The organism is Erwinia sp. MYb375 (genome assembly GCF_037479175.1).
GTDB lineage: Bacteria > Pseudomonadota > Gammaproteobacteria > Enterobacterales > Enterobacteriaceae > Erwinia > Erwinia rhapontici.
In genome coordinates this window covers 1,699,949-1,718,150 of sequence record NZ_JBBGZS010000023.1, presented here as the reverse complement: position 1 = coordinate 1,718,150, position 18,202 = coordinate 1,699,949, and the positions used below count along the sequence as shown (strand labels likewise).

The 18,202-nt window shown below is 55.4% G+C and carries 18 protein-coding genes; 8 read left to right on the top strand and 10 right to left on the bottom strand.

Annotated elements, in window-relative coordinates; all coding sequences use genetic code 11:
- Positions 1-47: 47 nt before the first annotated feature.
- Positions 48-356, bottom strand: a complete 309-nt coding sequence (locus WH279_RS20690) for a DUF2502 domain-containing protein (RefSeq protein WP_339458328.1) — start codon at positions 354-356, stop codon at positions 48-50.
- Positions 357-549: 193 nt separating this feature from the next.
- Positions 550-1,539, bottom strand: coding sequence for an L-glyceraldehyde 3-phosphate reductase (mgrA, locus tag WH279_RS20685; RefSeq protein WP_200642838.1), 990 nt, complete (start codon positions 1,537-1,539; stop codon positions 550-552).
- 206 nt (positions 1,540-1,745) lie between these two features.
- Here mgrA and WH279_RS20680 point away from each other — a divergent pair, with 206 nt between their 5' ends.
- Both WH279_RS20680 and glk read left to right on the top strand, forming a co-directional pair.
- A complete protein-coding gene (locus WH279_RS20680) occupies positions 1,746-3,398 on the top strand; it encodes an alpha-keto acid decarboxylase family protein (RefSeq protein ID WP_339458326.1) in 1,653 nt (550 codons plus the stop codon).
- Positions 3,399-3,565: 167 nt separating this feature from the next.
- Positions 3,566-4,531 carry a glucokinase gene (gene glk / locus WH279_RS20675; protein WP_200642840.1) on the top strand — a complete coding sequence of 322 codons (966 nt, stop codon included), beginning with the start codon at positions 3,566-3,568 and terminating at the stop codon, positions 4,529-4,531.
- A gap of 33 nt (positions 4,532-4,564) precedes the next feature.
- Here glk and WH279_RS20670 read toward each other — a convergent pair whose 3' ends face one another.
- The 3 genes from WH279_RS20670 to WH279_RS20660 form a co-directional block, all read right to left on the bottom strand.
- Positions 4,565-5,293: a LytR/AlgR family response regulator transcription factor gene (locus tag WH279_RS20670; RefSeq protein WP_339458323.1), complete on the bottom strand. Its 729-nt coding sequence runs from the start codon at positions 5,291-5,293 to the stop codon at positions 4,565-4,567.
- A 14-nt stretch (positions 5,294-5,307) separates the two neighbouring features.
- Positions 5,308-6,990 (bottom strand): sensor histidine kinase, encoded by a 1,683-nt coding sequence (locus tag WH279_RS20665; RefSeq protein ID WP_234472379.1) that lies wholly within the window; start codon positions 6,988-6,990, stop codon positions 5,308-5,310.
- 185 nt (positions 6,991-7,175) lie between these two features.
- Complete coding sequence (locus tag WH279_RS20660) at positions 7,176-8,426, bottom strand: DUF1479 domain-containing protein (protein ID WP_339458322.1); 1,251 nt, start codon at positions 8,424-8,426, stop codon at positions 7,176-7,178.
- A 123-nt stretch (positions 8,427-8,549) separates the two neighbouring features.
- Between WH279_RS20660 and WH279_RS20655 the strand changes: the two genes are divergently transcribed.
- Positions 8,550-9,077: a GNAT family N-acetyltransferase gene (locus tag WH279_RS20655; protein WP_339458320.1), complete on the top strand. Its 528-nt coding sequence runs from the start codon at positions 8,550-8,552 to the stop codon at positions 9,075-9,077.
- A gap of 118 nt (positions 9,078-9,195) precedes the next feature.
- On the top strand, positions 9,196-10,431 hold the full coding sequence (alaC, locus tag WH279_RS20650) for an alanine transaminase (RefSeq protein ID WP_133841229.1): 1,236 nt from the start codon (positions 9,196-9,198) through the stop codon (positions 10,429-10,431).
- 43 nt (positions 10,432-10,474) lie between these two features.
- Here alaC and ypdK read toward each other — a convergent pair whose 3' ends face one another.
- The 3 genes from ypdK to WH279_RS20635 all read right to left on the bottom strand — a co-directional run bounded on the left by ypdK (position 10,475) and on the right by WH279_RS20635 (position 13,284).
- A complete protein-coding gene (ypdK, locus tag WH279_RS20645) occupies positions 10,475-10,546 on the bottom strand; it encodes a membrane protein YpdK (RefSeq protein WP_156288194.1) in 72 nt (23 codons plus the stop codon).
- Positions 10,547-10,645: 99 nt separating this feature from the next.
- On the bottom strand, positions 10,646-11,674 hold the full coding sequence (locus WH279_RS20640) for an HlyD family secretion protein (protein ID WP_339458317.1): 1,029 nt from the start codon (positions 11,672-11,674) through the stop codon (positions 10,646-10,648).
- A gap of 2 nt (positions 11,675-11,676) precedes the next feature.
- The gene (locus tag WH279_RS20635) at positions 11,677-13,284 is read right to left on the bottom strand and encodes an MFS transporter (RefSeq protein WP_339458315.1); all 1,608 of its coding nucleotides are present in this window, start codon (positions 13,282-13,284) and stop codon (positions 11,677-11,679) included.
- A gap of 166 nt (positions 13,285-13,450) precedes the next feature.
- Here WH279_RS20635 and WH279_RS20630 point away from each other — a divergent pair, with 166 nt between their 5' ends.
- From WH279_RS20630 to WH279_RS20615, 4 genes are all read left to right on the top strand, one after another.
- Positions 13,451-14,236 (top strand): IclR family transcriptional regulator, encoded by a 786-nt coding sequence (locus tag WH279_RS20630; RefSeq protein ID WP_133841232.1) that lies wholly within the window; start codon positions 13,451-13,453, stop codon positions 14,234-14,236.
- Positions 14,237-14,248: 12 nt separating this feature from the next.
- The gene (locus WH279_RS20625; RefSeq protein WP_133841233.1) at positions 14,249-14,698 is read left to right on the top strand and encodes a universal stress protein; all 450 of its coding nucleotides are present in this window, start codon (positions 14,249-14,251) and stop codon (positions 14,696-14,698) included.
- Positions 14,699-14,747: 49 nt separating this feature from the next.
- Entirely contained in the window at positions 14,748-15,557 is an 810-nt protein-coding gene (locus WH279_RS20620; RefSeq protein ID WP_339458312.1) for a hypothetical protein, read from the top strand.
- Positions 15,558-15,812: 255 nt separating this feature from the next.
- Entirely contained in the window at positions 15,813-16,094 is a 282-nt protein-coding gene (locus WH279_RS20615) for a hypothetical protein (RefSeq protein WP_339458809.1), read from the top strand.
- 110 nt (positions 16,095-16,204) lie between these two features.
- Here the strand turns inward: WH279_RS20615 and WH279_RS20610 are convergent, their stop codons facing one another.
- Both WH279_RS20610 and WH279_RS20605 read right to left on the bottom strand, forming a co-directional pair.
- A complete protein-coding gene (locus tag WH279_RS20610; RefSeq protein WP_339458310.1) occupies positions 16,205-16,360 on the bottom strand; it encodes a hypothetical protein in 156 nt (51 codons plus the stop codon).
- Positions 16,361-16,838: 478 nt separating this feature from the next.
- A complete protein-coding gene (locus WH279_RS20605) occupies positions 16,839-18,062 on the bottom strand; it encodes an L-lactate MFS transporter (RefSeq protein WP_339458308.1) in 1,224 nt (407 codons plus the stop codon).
- Positions 18,063-18,202: the final 140 nt, after the last annotated feature.

The following is an 18,202-nucleotide window of genomic DNA, read 5'->3' as shown; positions in this document are numbered from 1 at the left end:
TGACGGTCGCGTTCATGATGACGTCGCTCATTCTCATGATGGCGCCATTAGCGGCGACGATCATGGTCGCGCCAGCGACGTTCCCGCTCCCACTCCTGATGACGGCGCATTTCTTCATGACGGCGCCACTGCTCGTGTCGCCACCAGCGGCCCTCGTCGTAACGATAGTTATTACGCCACCAGTGGTTGTCGCGCCAGCGGCCGCCATCCCAGTAACGTCCACGATCGTCGCGATCGCCTAAATGCAGTGTAATGCCAGGTGCCAGTGTAATACGGGCGCTGTCGGCGTGAGCTGTGTGCATCGCCAACGGGGATAAACTTGCCAGCAATGTGGCAACAAGCAATAAGCGTTTCATATTATCTCCTTTATCAGTGGTCTGACTTCTCCACCGTAGGAGCACAATATAAACACTTCATCGCCGTTACGCCTGGCGAACTCTGAAAAAACAGGTAACAGGATGATTTGGGATTTATCTGGAGGGGAGAAACGTGGTTAACGGCAGGGCCGATCTTTTTTCGATCGGCCCTGATAGCGGGCGTACTGAAATATCAACCGAGAATGGCTTCTATCTCAGCCAGTTCATCTGCGCTAAAGTTGCGGTTACCCAGCATCTGTACTGCATCATCAATCTGGCTGGTTTTACTGGCACCGATCAGCACAGAGGTGACACGGTCGCCACGCAGCACCCAGGCCAGCGCCATCTGCGACAGTTTCTGCCCACGGCGCTGCGCCAGCGCATTCAGACGCTGAACTTTATCCATCTTCTCTGGCGTCAGTTGATCACCGCTCAGGAAGCGACTGCCACTGGCGGCGCGGGAATCCTCAGGGATACCGTTAAGATAGCGGTCGGTCAGCATGCCACCCGCCAGCGGTGAGAAAGCGATGCTGCCAACCCCCTGCTCTGCCAGTACATCCAGCAGTCCTGTTTCCGGGGCGCGTTCAAACATCGAATACTTCGGCTGATGAATGAGGCAAGGGGTTCCGAGTGCTTTCAGCAGGGTGATCGCCTGCGCTGCCAACTCTGCCGGATAGTTGGATAACCCAACGTACAGCGCCTTACCCTGGCGTACCAGATGGTCAAGGGCGGTCATGGTCTCTTCCAGCGGTGTTTCCGGGTCCGGGCGGTGATGATAGAAAATATCGACGTACTCCACGCCCATACGCTTCAGGCTCTGGTCGAGGCTGGAAATCAGATACTTGCGCGATCCCCAGTCGCCGTAAGGGCCATCCCACATGGTGTAACCGGCTTTGCTGGAAAGCACCAGTTCATCACGCAAGGCGCGGAAATCCTCACGCAGGATGCGGCCAAAATTTTCTTCAGCCGAACCCGGAGGCGGGCCATAGTTATTGGCCAGATCGAAATGAGTGATACCGTTATCAAAAGCATGACGCAGCAGGTCACGACTGTTATCTACGCGGGTACTGTCACCAAAGTTATGCCACAAACCGAGGGAGATGGCCGGGAGCTTCAGGCCGCTGCGCCCGCAGCGGTGATAGGTCATTGTCTCGTACCGCTGGGCATCTGCTTGATAAACCATGAATAAATCCTGTTGTTAAAACGTTGGGGTCGTTGAACAGCATAGTAGTGTATACGGTTACACTAAATGAAATCGCGCGGCGGATCCCAACTTAAGGATAATTCCTGGCCCGTAACGATCTGTTGCCATTTCTCCCGGCATCTTTCCGATAACAGAGTGAAAATAATCGCCAATACTGAGAGCAGAGGCCACAGAGGAGCAGGGCGATGAACAGTTATACGGTGGGTGACTATCTGCTTGCGCGGTTAAATGAAATCGGTATTGATCACCTGTTTGGGGTGCCCGGTGACTACAACCTGCAATTTCTTGACCATGTGATTGATCATCCCCGGCTGGCCTGGGTCGGCTGTGCCAATGAACTGAATGCAGCCTATGCCGCTGATGGCTACGCCCGCTGTCGTGGCGTTGCCGCACTGCTGACGACTTTTGGCGTCGGTGAGTTAAGCGCTCTTAATGGCGTGGCGGGCAGTTACGCTGAATATCTGCCGGTGATTCATATCGTCGGCGCCCCGTCGCAAACCTCGCAGAACAACGGCGAACTGCTGCATCACACGCTGGGTGATGGCGATTTCGGTCACTTCCTGCGCATGCATCAGGAAATCGCGGTGGCCACTACGGTGCTTACCGCCGACAACGCGGCGGCAGAGATTGATCGTGTTCTGTTGTGTGCATTAACCAAGCGCCGCCCGGTCTATCTGCTGCTGGCAACCAATGTGGCGGAAAGCCCGTTGTCACCGCCCCTTGATCCTCTGACGCTGGCCCCGGAGACCGATCGGGAACAGCTCGCCGCCTTTGCGGATGCGGCTGAACCCCTGCTGGCCGCAGCGGGCAGTGTGGCGATGCTGGCGGATTTTCTCGCTGACCGCGCCGGGCAACAGCCCCTTTTACAGCGCTGGCTGACGGATATTCCGATGCCTTTTGCCACGCTGCTGATGGGCAAAAGTGTGCTGCCGGAAACCCAGTATGGCTTTGCCGGCACCTATGCCGGATCGCCCAGCGCAGAAAGTACCCGCGCTGTTATTGAGCAGAGCGATGTGCTGATTGCGATTGGCGTGAAATATACCGACACCATTACCGCCGGGTTTACGCAAAACATCACCCGTAGCCGCACCATTGATGTTGGCCTGCACGGCTGCCGGATAGCCGAACGCGAGTTTCCGCGCATACCGATGGCGGCGGCGCTGGCGGTGTTACATCAACTGGCACGCCAGCATGGTCGCGGCTGGCAGCGGGGGATTGTGGCACCGCCGGAAATGGACAGCGTGAGCTCGGACAATCTGATACAAAGCACGTTCTGGCTGGCGATACAGGACTTTCTGCGGCCTGGCGATATCGTGCTGGCCGATCAGGGGACGGCGGCATTTGGCGCTGCCGCGCTGCGTTTACCTGAAGGGGCACGTTTGCTGGTGCAGCCGCTGTGGGGATCGATTGGCTACACGCTGCCGGCCGCTTTCGGTGCCCAGACCGCGCAGCCGCAGCAGCGTGTGGTGCTGATCATCGGTGACGGATCGGCGCAGCTGACGGTGCAGGAGTTGGGTACCATGCTACGTGACGGGCAAAACCCGGTGATCTTCCTGCTGAACAACGACGGGTATACTGTTGAACGCGCCATCCACGGTGCACAGCAGCGCTATAACGATATTGCCCCCTGGGACTGGACGCGTCTGCCGCAGGCATTGAACGTCGACAGTCAGGCGCAGAGCTGGCGTGTGACGCAAACGGTACAGCTGCGGGAGGTGATGGCGCTGCTTGAAGAGCCATCACGCCTGTCGCTGGTGGAAGTGGTGCTGCCACAGCAGGATATTCCGCCGCTGCTGGCGTCTGTCACGCAGGCACTGCATCAGCGTAACAGCAGATAACCGCCGTTTGACTCGCAATTCAGACTGTTGCCCGTGGGAAAGGGACACTAATCCCGTTAAGGTAGCCATTATCAGATTTAACGCTCACCTTTTTCCCGGTGAGCGTTGTTGTTTTAGCGGGGGAAATTTATAGTGTGTCTAATTGACTTGAGCGGAGCAAAACAATAATGACCAGCTATGCCTTGGTGGGTGATGTCGGCGGCACAAATGCGCGTCTGGCACTGTGTGAAGTTGAGAGCGGTGCTATTTCACAAGCCAAAACGTTTTCCACAGCAGAGTATGACAATCTGGAAGCGGTGATCCGCGCTTATCTCGATGAGCAGCAGCAGGACATCAAACATGGCTGTATCGCCATTGCCTGCCCGATCACTGAAGACTGGGTTGAAATGACCAACCACGACTGGGCGTTCTCTACCAGCAAGATGAAAGCCAGCCTGGGCTTTGAAACGCTGGAAATCATCAACGATTTCACTGCGGTATCCATGGCCATCCCGATGCTTAAGGAAGACCATGTGTTGCAGTTCGGCGGTAAATCGCCGGTGCAGGACAAACCGGTGGCCGTGTATGGCGCGGGAACGGGCCTGGGCGTGGCACATCTGGTCCATGTTGATAAGCGCTGGGTCAGCCTGCCGGGGGAAGGGGGGCATGTTGATTTCGCCGCGAACAGCGAAGAAGAAGATCAGATCCTCGAAGTGCTACGCGAAGAGTTGGGCCATGTGTCTGCCGAGCGTATTCTCTCCGGTGGCGGGCTGGTGAACCTCTATCGGGCGATTGTTAAATCAGATGACCGGGTGCCAGAAAATCTGAAACCGCGTGATGTGACCGAACGCGCCTTGCAGGACAGCTGCACTGACTGCCGTCGCGCCCTGTCCATGTTCTGCGTGATTATGGGGCGTTTCGGCGGCAACCTGGCGCTGAATCTGGGCACGTTCGGCGGCGTATATATTGCCGGGGGCATTGTTCCGCGTTTCCTGGAGTTCTTCAAAGCCTCCGGTTTCCGTGCCGCATTTGAAGATAAAGGCCGTTTTAAAGACTACGTCTCCGACATTCCGGTTTACCTGATCACCCACGATCAGCCAGGCCTTCTGGGCGCGGGTGCTCACCTGCGTCAGAAGCTCGGTCTGGTACTGTAATTCCCGCCTGTACAAGGCAACGGATGCGGATAATTACAGCCGCATCAGTTGCCGAAACTCTTTCACCTTACTGCGGCTCACCGGCACCTGGAACTCAAGATCGCGCAGCTTGAGAATATAGGTGTTGTTAAACCAGGGTTCGATCTCACGAATTTTGCTGAGATTGACGCAGTAGGATCGGTGGCAACGGAAGAAATATTCATCCGGCAGCCGCTGGCAAAACTCCGTCATGTTCATTGACATCACATACTCTTCGCGCCGCGTATATACAAACGTCAGCTTTTCATGGGCCTCCGCGTAGTAGATATCATTAATATCGGTGACGATAATGCGTTCGTCTTTCACCAGATTAATGGTGTGCGGCGCAGGGCGCGTGGCCGCCGGACTGAGCGAGGCGCTGTTCTGCACGTGATTTTCCAGCTTACGCAGTAAGGTAATGAGGCGCATTTCGGACCAGGGCTTCAGAATGTAGTCGAATGCCTCCAGCTCAAAGGCTTCTACCGCATGCTCTTTGTAGGCCGTAATAAACACGATCAGCGGTTTATTGGCGAACTTACTGATATTTTGCGCCAGCAGCATGCCATCAAGTGACGGGATATTAATATCCAGAAAAATCACGTCGACCTGATGGGTTTGCAGATACTTCAGCACGTCCAGCCCGTCATCAAACGTCGCTTCAATGGTGATCTGGCTATGCTCGCGGATCAGCCAGCTCAACTCCTGTTGGGCCAGAAACTCGTCTTCCACAATGATTGCTTTCACGTCATACCTCGGGTTCAGGCCAATGAAATACTGGGTTTTTCTGGCAAACCTGCACCATTTTTACTGATATAGAAGGCAATCTCCGTGCCGGGGTTCAGGCGGTGAATGTGCAGTCCTTCTCCGTACAGCAACTTCACCCGGTGATGGACATTCAGCAGACCGATTTTATTCCCCGGCATCTCATTACGTTCCACCCGGGCAATCACATCTTCACTGATCCCCTGACCGGTATCCCGCACCGCGATGCGCACGCGATCGCCCAGATCGTGGATACTCAGCGTCACCACGCCTTTCCCGCGGAAGGGATGAATGCCGTGCATGATGGCATTCTCCACCAGTGGCTGAATGAGCAGGCTGGGCAGTGAGCAGTTGACGTCCTCTTCGATATCGTAGATGACCGTCAGCTTATCCCCGAAGCGGGCCTGCTCGATGGCAATGTAGTCCTTAACCTGGTACAGCTCTTTCTTGATATCGATGATCTCGTCATCGTTCAATTCCAGGTTATAGCGCAGATAACGGGACAGATTGGTAATGAGCTGGCGCGCGGTGTCCGGATTGATGCGGATGGAAGAGGAGATCGCATTCAGGGCGTTAAACAGGAAATGCGGGTTAATTTTGCTCTGTAATGCCCGCAGTTCAGCCTTGTTGGCCATTTCACGCAGCTGTTCCGCGCGCGAGACTTCCAGCTGGGTCGAGATAATCTGCGACAGGCCCACCGCCATCTCCTTCAACGACCAGGTGATGCGGTGAGCATGGCGGTAGTAAATTTTCAGCGTGCCGGTGACTTCGCCTTTTTCCCACAGCGGAATGACGATCATCGAATGAATTTCAGGGGTGCGGTGGGCTTCATCATTGTTTTTGATGATAATTTTCCCTTCCGAAATCGCTGCCGCCGTGGTCGGGCTGATGCCATCATCACCGTCGCGGTAGTTTTCTTCTCCCACGCCAACATAGGCAAGGATCTGGGTGTTGTTGGTCATTGCCACCGCATCGGCATTGATGTCATCACGAATAATGTGGCACACCTGGCTAAGAGACTGGCTGTTAACCTGGCGGAACAGCGGCAGGGTCTTATTGGCAATATCCAGCGCCAGCTTGGCCTGGCGGGCGGCAATGGCTTCTTTTTCTCCCTCCACGCTCTGCACCAGCAGAACGATCAGCCCGATGCTGGCCGCACCGAGGATCATAGGAATGGCGATTTCCGAGACAATATCCAGCCCCAGCGCCGTGGGGGAAGCCCAGGCGACAATCAGCAGCATGGTCAGTGATTCGCAGGCCATCCCGCCAATAATGCCAATGCTCCAGCGCTTCTCTTTGACCACTTTCAGATTGATCCAGCCGGAGACTATCCCGGCGACAATGCTGGTGATCAGGCAGGGCACCGAAGTGACGCCATCAATGTCGATCAGGAAGCGGTGCGTCCCGGCAATCACCCCGGTCGCAATGCCCACCCAGGGGCCGAACAGGATCCCGCCGGACATAATCGCAATGGTGCGAACGTTAACCAGTGAGCCTTCAACGTTGATCCCGGTCCAGGTACTGAACAGCGCAAACAGTGAAAAAATGGTGGTGACGGCGATCAGTTCCTGGCGCGAATGCTCATCTTTTTGCAATAGCTGGCGGAAATGGCGGGTACGGGTAATGAAGAACAGGCAGATTAACATCAGCGCTGCGCGGTCAAACACGGCGAGCAACATCTCAAACATCGAATGCACGGGCGTCTCGGCTGGTGGGGATAATGCGCCTATGATAGGGAATGTGGGGGGGATGTGCCAGGCATCAACGTGGTGCAATGCGCAAATCCCCGTGCGTAGGGGTCAGGCATGCCTGACCCGGGGTGATCCAGGACGAGGCGTGCCTCGCCCCTACGCCACAATAAATGTTAACCGTCCTGGGATAGCATCTGTTTCCTGCCTGATGGCGTCAAATCGTCTTCCGTCGCCCGGCCAGAAAAATCGATCTCAAAATTATCCGCAGCGAAATCCGGTGGCGAACGCCCGTCGACAAAGGCGGGCCACTGGCGTTGCAAATAGGCGGCATTCTTTTCGCACCAAGGGGCCGCAGCGATATACATCACATTGCTGTCAAACTCACCCAGATGTTCATTCTCCACCGCATGCACCACGTCGCAGTGCCAGAACACCGTGTCACCCGGTTCCATATCAGGAATAGAGGAAAAACCTTCAAGTAAAAGAGGATGGAATTTTTCACTGACCGATAAGGCACGCCCTGGCGCGGCACCGCACAGATCATCGTCTGCTACATCATCCTGTAGTGCGCGCAGTAAAATCCACGCCATCGCATTGGCAATTGGCAGCAGTTTCAACGTACCGCCGTGTTTGCGCTGCGGTGTCAGCGCTGTCCAGCCCTGGAACGTACGGAACATTGAGCAGACGGCGGGAGAGGGGAACTCTCGCACCTCGGTGCGCCCTTCGGCATCAAATGGATTATATTGCTGCCAGTGGCCGCTAAAGACATGGCGGTAAACGTGACGGAAATTCTCATCCAGCCAGCGTTCCAGCGAACCGCCGTCAACGTGTGGCGACAGGCCCAGCGAGCCAGAATGAGGGGGACGGCGGCGAATACGGTCGGCGTAGCTGACACTACGCGTGGGATCAAAATGCTGTTTGCCCGCGCTTTCGGTCTGCCAGAGGGAATTGAGGAACACCTGTACCGCCTGCATCCGTGCATCCTGACGCGCCTGCACCTGCGGCTGTGACCAGTAAACGCCATAAATCTGCGGTTTTCCCTGCTTCAGATCGCCAAAGTAATTATCCTCCGCCGCATTTTTCAGCTTCTCAACAAACTGATTGTCATCAAGATAGCGGCCAATATCCGTGTTCCACTCCGTGGCCTGCGCGCGGGGGAAGACGCCACGCACCGTGCAGCAGCCGCGCTGGCGGATGCGGTTTTTTTGTTGTTCTGTGACGCGATGGTTCAGGATATCGTTGGCATCAAGTTCCGGCACCGGATGTTCGCCGCGCTGCTGCTCTGCCTTAAGGGCATGGATCTGGAGGCGCATCTCGTCATCCAGCTCGGCAAAGACCTCGCGGTAATGGGGAAGCTGCTGGCGTAGCTGGTGTTTTATCGTGCGAATCGCATCCGGGATATTGTCAATTTTGAGATGGGACATTGTCGTTCTCCTGTGACAAATTCATTATCATGGCGTTACTGCTGCGGATCATTACACGGCGAAAAAGCGGCAGATAAAAGAGATGTGTTCTTTGTGGTTTTTCCCCTTTTAGCGAGATGGCTTATGCAACTGACGACTGAGCGACTGATCCTGACCCGGCTACAGCCGGAAGACTGGCAGCTGTTCCTGGCGGTACACAGCGATGAAACCTGCATGAAATTTATCAGCGCGGTGCCGCAGCTGGCCGATATCCGCCAGCGTTTTCATGACCGTCTGGCTCCCTGGCAGATCACCAGTTTTCATATGCTGTGTCTGGTGGTGCGGCGTAAGGAGGATGGCCGGGCTGTGGGGCTGATGGGGGCTAACCCGGAGTGGGCACCGCATCGTCAGGCGGAAGTCGGTTACTCGCTGTTGAACGACTGTTTTGGTCAGGGGTACGGCAGCGAAGCGCTGGGCGCGCTGTGTGATTTTCTCTTCGACGAGTGTGAGTTTCACAAGTTGAAAGCGCTGGTGGTGGAGGGGAACCATGCTTCGCGCCGCGTGCTGGAAAAAAACGGCTTCACGCTGGAAGGGACACTACGGGATAATTACCTGTTACGTGGCAAATGGGTGAATGACTGGCTGTTTGGGCGCATAAACCCGGCCCAGTAAAAAATTTTATTCTGCCTATCGACAGGTTACGGAAAGGTAAGATATGTTGATTCCTCGACCACTGCAGTGGTCAGCGTCGCTCGGATGGTCCGGGCGCTTACGTGAATCAGAGGTTGCTATGACTGACAATAATTCCCCACGCCGTTTTTCCCGTATTGAACGTCTTCCCCCGTATGTTTTTAACATTACCTCCGAACTGAAGATGGCGGCCCGCCGTCGCGGTGAAGATATTATCGACTTCAGTATGGGTAACCCGGACGGCCCGACGCCGCCGCATATCGTGGAAAAACTCTGCACCGTAGCGCAGCGTGAAGATACACATGGTTACTCCACCTCACGCGGTATTCCCCGTCTGCGTCGTGCGATTTCACGCTGGTATGCCGACCGCTACCAGGTGGACATTGACCCCGAATCGGAAGCGATTGTCACCATTGGCTCCAAAGAGGGGCTGGCGCATCTGATGCTGGCCACGCTCGATCACGGCGATACCGTGCTGGTGCCGAACCCCAGCTATCCGATCCATATCTACGGGGCGGTGATCGCCGGGGCGCAGGTGCGCTCTGTGCCGCTGGTGGCGGGCGTCGACTTCTTTAACGAGCTGGAACGCGCCATTCGCGAAAGCTATCCGAAGCCGAAGATGATGGTCCTCGGCTTCCCGTCAAACCCGACCGCGCAGTGTGTGGAGCTGGACTTCTTTGAGCGGGTGATTGCGCTGGCCAAACAGTACAACGTGCTGGTGATCCACGATCTCGCCTACGCCGATATTGTCTACGACGGCTGGAAAGCCCCGTCTATCATGGAAGTTCCGGGCGCACGTGATGTGGCGGTGGAGTTCTTTACGCTGTCCAAAAGTTACAATATGGCGGGCTGGCGTATCGGCTTTATGGTGGGTAACAAAGAGCTGGTGTCTGCGCTGGCGCGTATCAAAAGCTACCATGATTACGGCACCTTCACCCCGTTGCAGGTGGCGGCGATTGCGGCGCTGGAAGGCGATCAGCAGTGCGTACGCGATATTGCCGAGCAGTATAAACGCCGCCGTGACGTGCTGGTGAAAGGTCTGCATGAGGCGGGCTGGATGGTGGATAACCCGAAAGCATCGATGTACGTCTGGGCGAAAATCCCCGATCACTATGCGCACCTGGGATCGCTTGAGTTTGCCAAACTGCTGTTACAGGAAGCGAAGGTGTGTGTGTCGCCGGGTATCGGCTTTGGGGATTACGGTGATACGCACGTGCGCTTTGCCCTGATTGAAAACAGCGACCGTATTCGTCAGGCAGTCAGAGGCATTAAAGCCATGTTTCGGGCTGAGGGTATTTTAGCGAGTGCCACAAAAAGCGGCGAAGACGACGTCTGAAAACAGTAAGGGTCAGGTTGTCCTGACCCCTTCACTTTTATCCCTACAGCATCAGATAGAAAGTGCCAACCCAGATTAACAGGATAAAAGAGATTCCCATCAAAGCATATTTCACAAACAATTCCTCTAAACGCCTCAAACAGGCAGGATTGGACGCTAATTTACCCGCATTCCCTTGCAAAATAAAGGTGATTGTTCTGAGACCTTTCTCACATTAATGCATTTCTAATTCCGGAACGACGGACATGCCCACGCGCAGTCGTGGCAGATCTGACTGACCCGGTTCCAGCACGATTTTTACCGGCAGGCGCTGTACGACTTTGGTGTAGTTTCCGGTCGCGTTATCCGCGGTAATCGCCGCAAAGGTTGAACCTGTGGCAGGGGCAATGCTGTCAACATGGCCGCGCAGCGTCACGCCCGGCAGGGCATCCACCGTCACTGAAACCGCTTGCCCCTGGGTCACATGGGCCAGCTGGGTTTCAAGAAAGTTGGCCACCACATAGCTTTGCTGCAGGGGGACGACTGCCAGCAGACGTGTTCCCGCCGCGACCCACGCACCCTGACGCACGGCCCGCTGGCCAACGCTGCCTGAAATCGGTGCGGTAATCTGCGTATAGGAAAGGTTGAGCTGCGCCTGATCGACGCTGGCCTGCATCGCCGCAATGTCCGCATCTGCCTGCTTCACGCTCGCCTGCAAGACGGCGACTTCTTTGCGTGCGGCCAGTACGGCAGCCTGACTCTGCTTAACCTGCGCTGCCGCACTTAACATGGTTGAACTGGATTTCTGTTGCTCATCGGCGGTCGCCGTGCCGCTTTTCAGCAGGCGGCGATAGCGGTCGGCATTTTGTCCGGCGTAGCTCAGCGTGGCCTGGCTCGCGCTAACGGCTGCTTCGGTCTGAGCGATGGTCGCTTTCTGTTGTTCCAGCTGGGCTTCAATGCTGCTGCGTTTCGCTTCGCTGACCTGAAGATTGGCGTTGGCGGTTTCCAGCGCCACACGATAGTCGCGGTCATCAATGGTGGCCAGCACATCACCCGCTTGCACCTGCTGGTTGTCGGTCACATTGACCGTGCGGATATAGCCGGACACTTTGGGGGCCACCAGCGTGTAGTCAGCGGCGATCACGGCATCATCGGTCCGCAGATGATGGCGATTGATCGCTGACCAGATGAAAAAGGCGACGGTCAAAAGTACCAGCAGCAGCAGTACCAGCAAAGAGGTGCGTTTAGCAGGTGTGAAACTCATTGTTATGATCTCGATGTTTGCGGAGCTGAAGTTAACAGTGTTTGTGGCGGCCAGACGCGTTTTGGTAGCCAGGCGGTCAGAAGGATCAGCAGCAGTGCGAAGCCAATAATCATCAGATAGCTGTCGCTGAGGCTGAGGATCACAGCCTGGTGTTTCACCAGCGTGCTGAAATGGCTGAGATTCTCAACCGAGCTGGCCGATCCATCCGGCAGCAGCGGCATCATGCTGCTGGCCGTATCGCTACTGGTGGCGGTCATCAGCCACGGGCGGTTGCCCAACTGATCGACCAGCGTATGGGAGTGAAACTTTTCCCGATGCGTCAGGAAATTTTCCACCAGCACGCCAGCGGCGACGCTGGAAAAACCCCGGACGGTATTAAACATGGCGGAAGCAAAGGGGCCCTCCGGTGGCAGCACCACGCTGGTGGCGCTCATCAGCACGGGCAGGATCATCATTGGCTGACCAAACGCCTGGAGTACCTGAATTAACCAGAAATTCTGTCGCGCCCACTCCGAGGTGATCTGCATTCCCAGCACACAGGAGAGGATCATCAGCCCGGCACCTGCTGTCAGCATCCAGCGGCAGTCAATCCAGCGCAGATTCAGTAAGGTCGCGATCAGGGGGGCAATCACCAGCTGTGGCAGCCCAATGGTCAGCGCCAGCGGAGCAAACTGCGCGGTGCGGAACCCTTCTATCTGACCAAAATACGCCGAGGGCAGGGCCGACCCCGACAGCGCAACCATCAGCACGCCCGCGAGGACCAACAGTCCATGCGTCAGATTCTTACGTTGTAGCATTTGCAGCCGGAACAGCGGCAGCGGATGGAACCATTCATTAATGAAGAACACGACCAGCAGTGCGGCGGCGCTCAGTAACATGCCGCTGATGAGCGGTGACTGGAACCAGTCCAGCCGTTCGCCCTGCGTCAGTGCCAGCACCAGCAGCGCGATACCGCTACAGCCAGTCAGCATCCCCAGTGCGTCAATCTGGCGGAAACGTTCGAGGCGCAGTGGGTCCTGCGGCAGGCCGCGGCTAATCAGCAGTGTGGCGATCAGACACGGCGGGATCACCTGCCAGAAGGTAAACTGCCAGCAGACGGAATCGGTCCAGAAAGCGGCAAGTGACGCCGCCATATTCGGGCCAAACGTTGCCGTCATGGCATAAGCGGCCAGTCCGTAAAGCTTGATGCCGGGGGGCAGAAAGCGCAGGGCAACCGTCATCAGCATGGGGGGCAGCGCCCCCCCAAAAATCCCCTGAATCACCCTGAGAGCGATAAAGCCTGAGGCATCGGTCACTAGCGGTTGGACTGCCGCAATCAGGCAGAATCCGAGGGTGACTGACAGCGTAAAACGGCGCAGTGAGAAGGTGACCGCAAACCAGGGGGCGATCATCATGGCGGCCACTTCTGCGGCCTGGTAAGCGGAGGTGATCCAGCTGCCGGTATCAAAATCGATCCCCAGCGCAGTGCGAATATCGGCCAACGCCAGGTCGGTCACGCGATCGTTAAGACCGGAGCTAAGTGCCGCGATCAGTACACCCACCAGGCCCAGCGCCAGGCGAAGAGTAAAAGGGTGCGGAGACGGTGGCATTGCCGCTGGCTGGCCATTCATAGCAGGTATCCCGGACGAGAATTATTATTATCGATGCAGTGTATTGCATCGTGATACATTCGGCGAGATATTACATGGTGATGCGCTGTATTGCAATGTGATACAGCGTGTCCACTAAGCCAAATAGTGCTACAGTATTTGCCGATGACAAGGAAAGAGAATCCCTATGTTTGAGTCCGCAACCTGCCGTGATGACGAACGTATCGGCGGCATTCAGGTGATCACGCGCGCCGCGAAAATTCTTGATGCGTTGGGCGCAAAACCGAATGGAATGAGCCTCGGTGAAATCGCTCTGGCGGTCGATTTGCCGCGTTCCACCGTGCAGCGCATTGTTAACGCGCTGGATTCAGTGCAACTGGTGCGCAGCCACGGCGCGGCCGGTGGCGTACGGCTTGGCCCGGCTCTGCTGCGGCTGATCGCCAACGTGCATACCGATGTGGTGGCTATTGCTCAGCCGTGGCTTCAGGCATTATGCGACACCACCGGAGAAACCGTGTCGCTGGCGCGCGCCAGCGGTCTGCAACTGGCAATTGTGCATTATGTGGTGGCTGACCGGGAACTGCGGGTGGTGCCACGCATTGGCATGAACCTGCCGCTCTACAGCACTTCCGGTGGCCGTGCGCTGCTGGCGCTGGAGAGCGATGACGCCGCCAGAGAATTGGTGGGTGAGGCTTATCAGGCCATCACCGAGCTGACCGTGCGCGACTTTCCCGCATTGCTGGCACATTTAACCGAAATCCGCCGTACCGGTCTGGCGTATGACCGGGGCGAAACGCTGGAAGGGATTTCCACGATGGCCGTGGCAATCGACACGATTCTGGGACGCTTTTCCATCAGTCTGCTGATCCCTGGCGCCCGTTTCCAGCGGCATGAAGCGCGTAATCGTGAGGCGATCCTCAAATGCAAAGAGGCGCTGATCGATGAAATTGGAAAAGTTGCATTACGAGACTGACAGGAGAAGGGTATGAAAACGCTTTTGGTCGCTGTTGATAATTCGGTGATTGCCCGCAAAGTGATTCAGCTTGCGACCGAACAGGCACTGGCCTTGCAGGCTGAGGTGGTGGTGCTGTGCTGTGTGGATGCCAGCTATGCGGCATCCGGTCCGTTTGATATTGAGGCGGGCGAAGACCCCGGCGACTTTGGTCTGGCGCTGGATGAGCAAAATACCGCAGAAGGCGTGGTGCGCCAGGCGTTAGCCGAGCTGCATCGTGCGGGCGTGGCCGCGCGTGGGCGCGTCGCCGCCGGGGAATCGGCAGAAACCATTGTGGCCCAGGCAAACAGCCTGAACGCAGCGATGATCATCATGGGGCGCCGTCATCTCTCCTCCTTTAACCGTTTGCTGAAAGGCTCATGCAGTGCTGCGGTGATTGAACGTGCCAGTTGCCCGGTATTACTTGACGTGCGCGTCGACTAACATTTCTCACGGGCCGGTAATCCGGCCTGATAAACTTCAGGGTTCTGTTTTGATTTCTCACGCTATTCTTGCCTCGCTGTTCTCCGCTCTGGTCTGGCTGGTCGTTATTGGTGCTCTTTTCAAACGTAAAAAGATGGCCTCTGCCGTGGCGATCCTGCTGTTTTCGGTTCCGCTGCTGGTGGGTAATCTTTATTACTATGGCTGGGTCAGCCCGGCACGGGAAAAGCAGGCGGAAATTGATGCCGCCGCTGCCCATCTGGCACAGCTTCCGGTCTGGCGTACGGTTAAAACCCAGCAACCCCTGCTATATCAGCAGGCGCATGATGAACTGATCGCTCAGCTGGAAGCCGGGATACCACTGCAACAGGCGGTTGAGCATCTGCGCCCGCTGGTGGCCGATCTGTTGAATCAGCGCATCAACGCGGCGCGTGACCAGGATCTGATTAGCTATATGCAGGTTTCCCTGGAGCAAATGAGACAGATCCGCCAGCGCGGCCCGGAGCAGTGCTTTCGCTTCCTGTTTCCCCAGGTGAAAGGCGGGGTGAATGTCAGTGAACTGGTCCCGAAAACCCTGACGGAGCGGGAGCTACAGGCGATGGATGTGCTGCTTAAGCACAGCAATGGCGTTGAGCAACCCATTGATCTCAAACAGGGAAGAGTGCAGTTGCAGGCGGTGGTGCGTCAGTTGTATGCGCGTTGGGGAAGCGATCTGCAAACCTTAAACACGCCTGCGGAAGCCGGGGTGAATGAAGCGAAGCTCTGCGACATGACCATTGACCTTTATCAGTCGGTTCTGGCACTTACTGGTAAGGATTCGGCTAACGTTCTGCGTATAATTATTAGCGGAACAGGTAATTAAATCCAAAAAAAGCCCGCTCGCCGCGGGCATAAGTCATTCTAATTATAGCAAAAAATTTCCTGGTGTTGCGCAGACATCTTGCGATGTCTGGGTGCATAGTCGCACTGAAATCGCTCTGACGCTATTCATCTCCCTGAATCGATTCAATCGGTAAAACATTGCATAACTTAAGTAAAATTATGCAAATGCGCCGGCGTCTGATCGCGCCGGGGGGCGGGGCAGCTCATGATGCGGCACTGGAAGAAGGGAGCCATGATGAAATCAAAAATAATCGGCGCACTAGCGCTACTGTTGCTGGCAGGTTGTACTTCCGGCAAACCCGGTGCCTATGAAAAGGTGGATGAAGATCCGGCGGTGAATACCGTTCAATACCGTTTTAACCCCATCCGCGTGGATAAAACCGCGATGGAAAAAGACGTTGAGCGTTATTGTAGTGAACGCGGCTTTGATAAAGTTGAAGCGTTACGACCACAGGAAAGTCATTTACCTGGCCTGGTGAAAGCCTGGTATCAATGTAACTACAGTATTAAAAGCTAAAAAATAAGGGCGGGAAAATTCCCGCCCAATGTACTTATTTACCATTTATTTTATTTACCGACTTACGGCTTATTGCTGTGTGCAGGCTTTGCCCACCCTTCTAAAAATTCCTATCTGCTGTGTCGTGGGCCACCACCATGATGATAGCCGCCATGATAACCCCCACCGCCACCGTGATATCCGCCGCCGCCACCGCCGTGATGGGGAGGGGCAATAATACAGCCGCTCAGTATAACAATCAGAGACACCACAGAGGTTGCTTTCATTATTGTTTTCATTGCTGTCTTCATGTTGTTCTCCTGCTCTTTTCAATGACTACAACTTTACGAAAGAAAAGTGGAGGAATAATGCGGTGAGTGTAGATTTATTCAGGAAGTTATTTCAAAATAATTCATTATATCTCTCGAATGAATGAGAAGGTTTTAATGAAATAAGATAAGGATGAAAAAGGCAGTTTATTGGTGGGAATCGTCTGAATATACCCGTCATACTTCAAGCTGCATGTGCGTTGGCTACGTTTGCTCACCCGAATCACTTACTCGAGTAAGCTCATCGGGATTATGAGCTTCATTTCTGAAGCTCACCCTGTGGGCCAGCGTAAACGCTGTTCAAAATGGCCGTCGGCCAATTTGTCACTCACTTGCCGCCTTCCTGCAGCTCGAATTATTTTGGGTATAGTGAGAAATTAATGAAAACGCCCGCTGTCGTTATCGATAGCGGGCGTTAATTGACTGACGGGTGTTATCAGGCGTGTTGCAGTTCTTTCTTCGCTTCTGCCTGTTTATGCGGCATCCGGATGGTGGCGGACATCAGCAGTGAAATCACCAGCAGCGCCATAATCAGGCTGAAGGTCACCGTAAAGCCACCAAACAGTGAGGCAATCAGCGATCCCATCACGCTACCAATCCCGAAGCCCAGGTAAATCACGCCGTAGTTTTTGGTCAGGTTGTTCAGGCCGAAGAAATCGCTGACCAGTGACGGATAAACCGTGATAGTGCCGCCGAAGCTGAAGGCGACGCAGGCAATGGCAATAAAGAAGCTGTTTTCATTCATGTGGCTGAACAGCAGGATGCTCATGCCGACCAGTGACACCACCTGTGCCAGGGTAATAACCCGGATACGTGCCACCTTATCGGACAGGACACCCAGTACCAGACGACCGCTCAGGTTGGCAATGGCAATGATGGTGACGGCATTGGCGGCGGTCTGCGCGCTCAGGTGTACCATGCTTTCGCCGATATCCTTCGCCACGCCAATCACATACAGGCCGCTCATGCAGGCGGTCAGGAACATCAGTGCCAGCATCCAGTACTGCGGCAGACGCATGGATTCCGCCAGCGAATAATCGCGTTTCTCTGCGGATTTGCTGCCGGATGGCTGCTGTGCAGGCGCATCTTTCATCAACAGTGCGCCAATGATGATCATACTCATCGCCAGCCCGCCCCAAATCATAAAGGTGGTTTCCAGGCTGTAGACGCTCAACAGATAGCTACAGATAAACTTGAAGCCAAGGCTGCCCAGGCCGTAGGCGCCAATGGCACAGGCTGAAATCACCCCTTTGCGTTCCGGGAACCATTTCACGCAGTTTGATAACGTCATCAGATAACCTGCACCATCGGCCAGGCCGACCAGCAGGCCCGCGCTGAGATAGAGCATAAACAGGTTATCGGCTTGCGAGGTCAGCATCAAACCGACCGCCATCAGCAGCCCGGCGGCGATGGTGACGTGACGAACGCCAAAACGTTCCTGTAATTTTCCGGCAACGGATGAAGCCAGTGCCAGACCAAGACTCAGCAAACCGAACGAGAAAGCCACCTGACTGATTGTGGTATCCAGTTTCAGGGAGAGCTGCCCGTTAAACAGACTCCAGGTATAGACCGATCCCAGTGCAAACTGGGTAATGATGGTACCGATCAGGGTTAACCAGCGGGTGCGGTTAACGCTGCTGCCTGCAGTAGGTGTGTTCATGGATATCTCCCGATGGGAATGCTAAGAATCTTGAATTAGCACAATGATAAATTCACCCCTGTGGGAGCGGGGGAAAAAAGGCATGAACTGCCATGAACAGGGAATGAAATGCCTTCAGGGCGACATGAATGGCGGATATC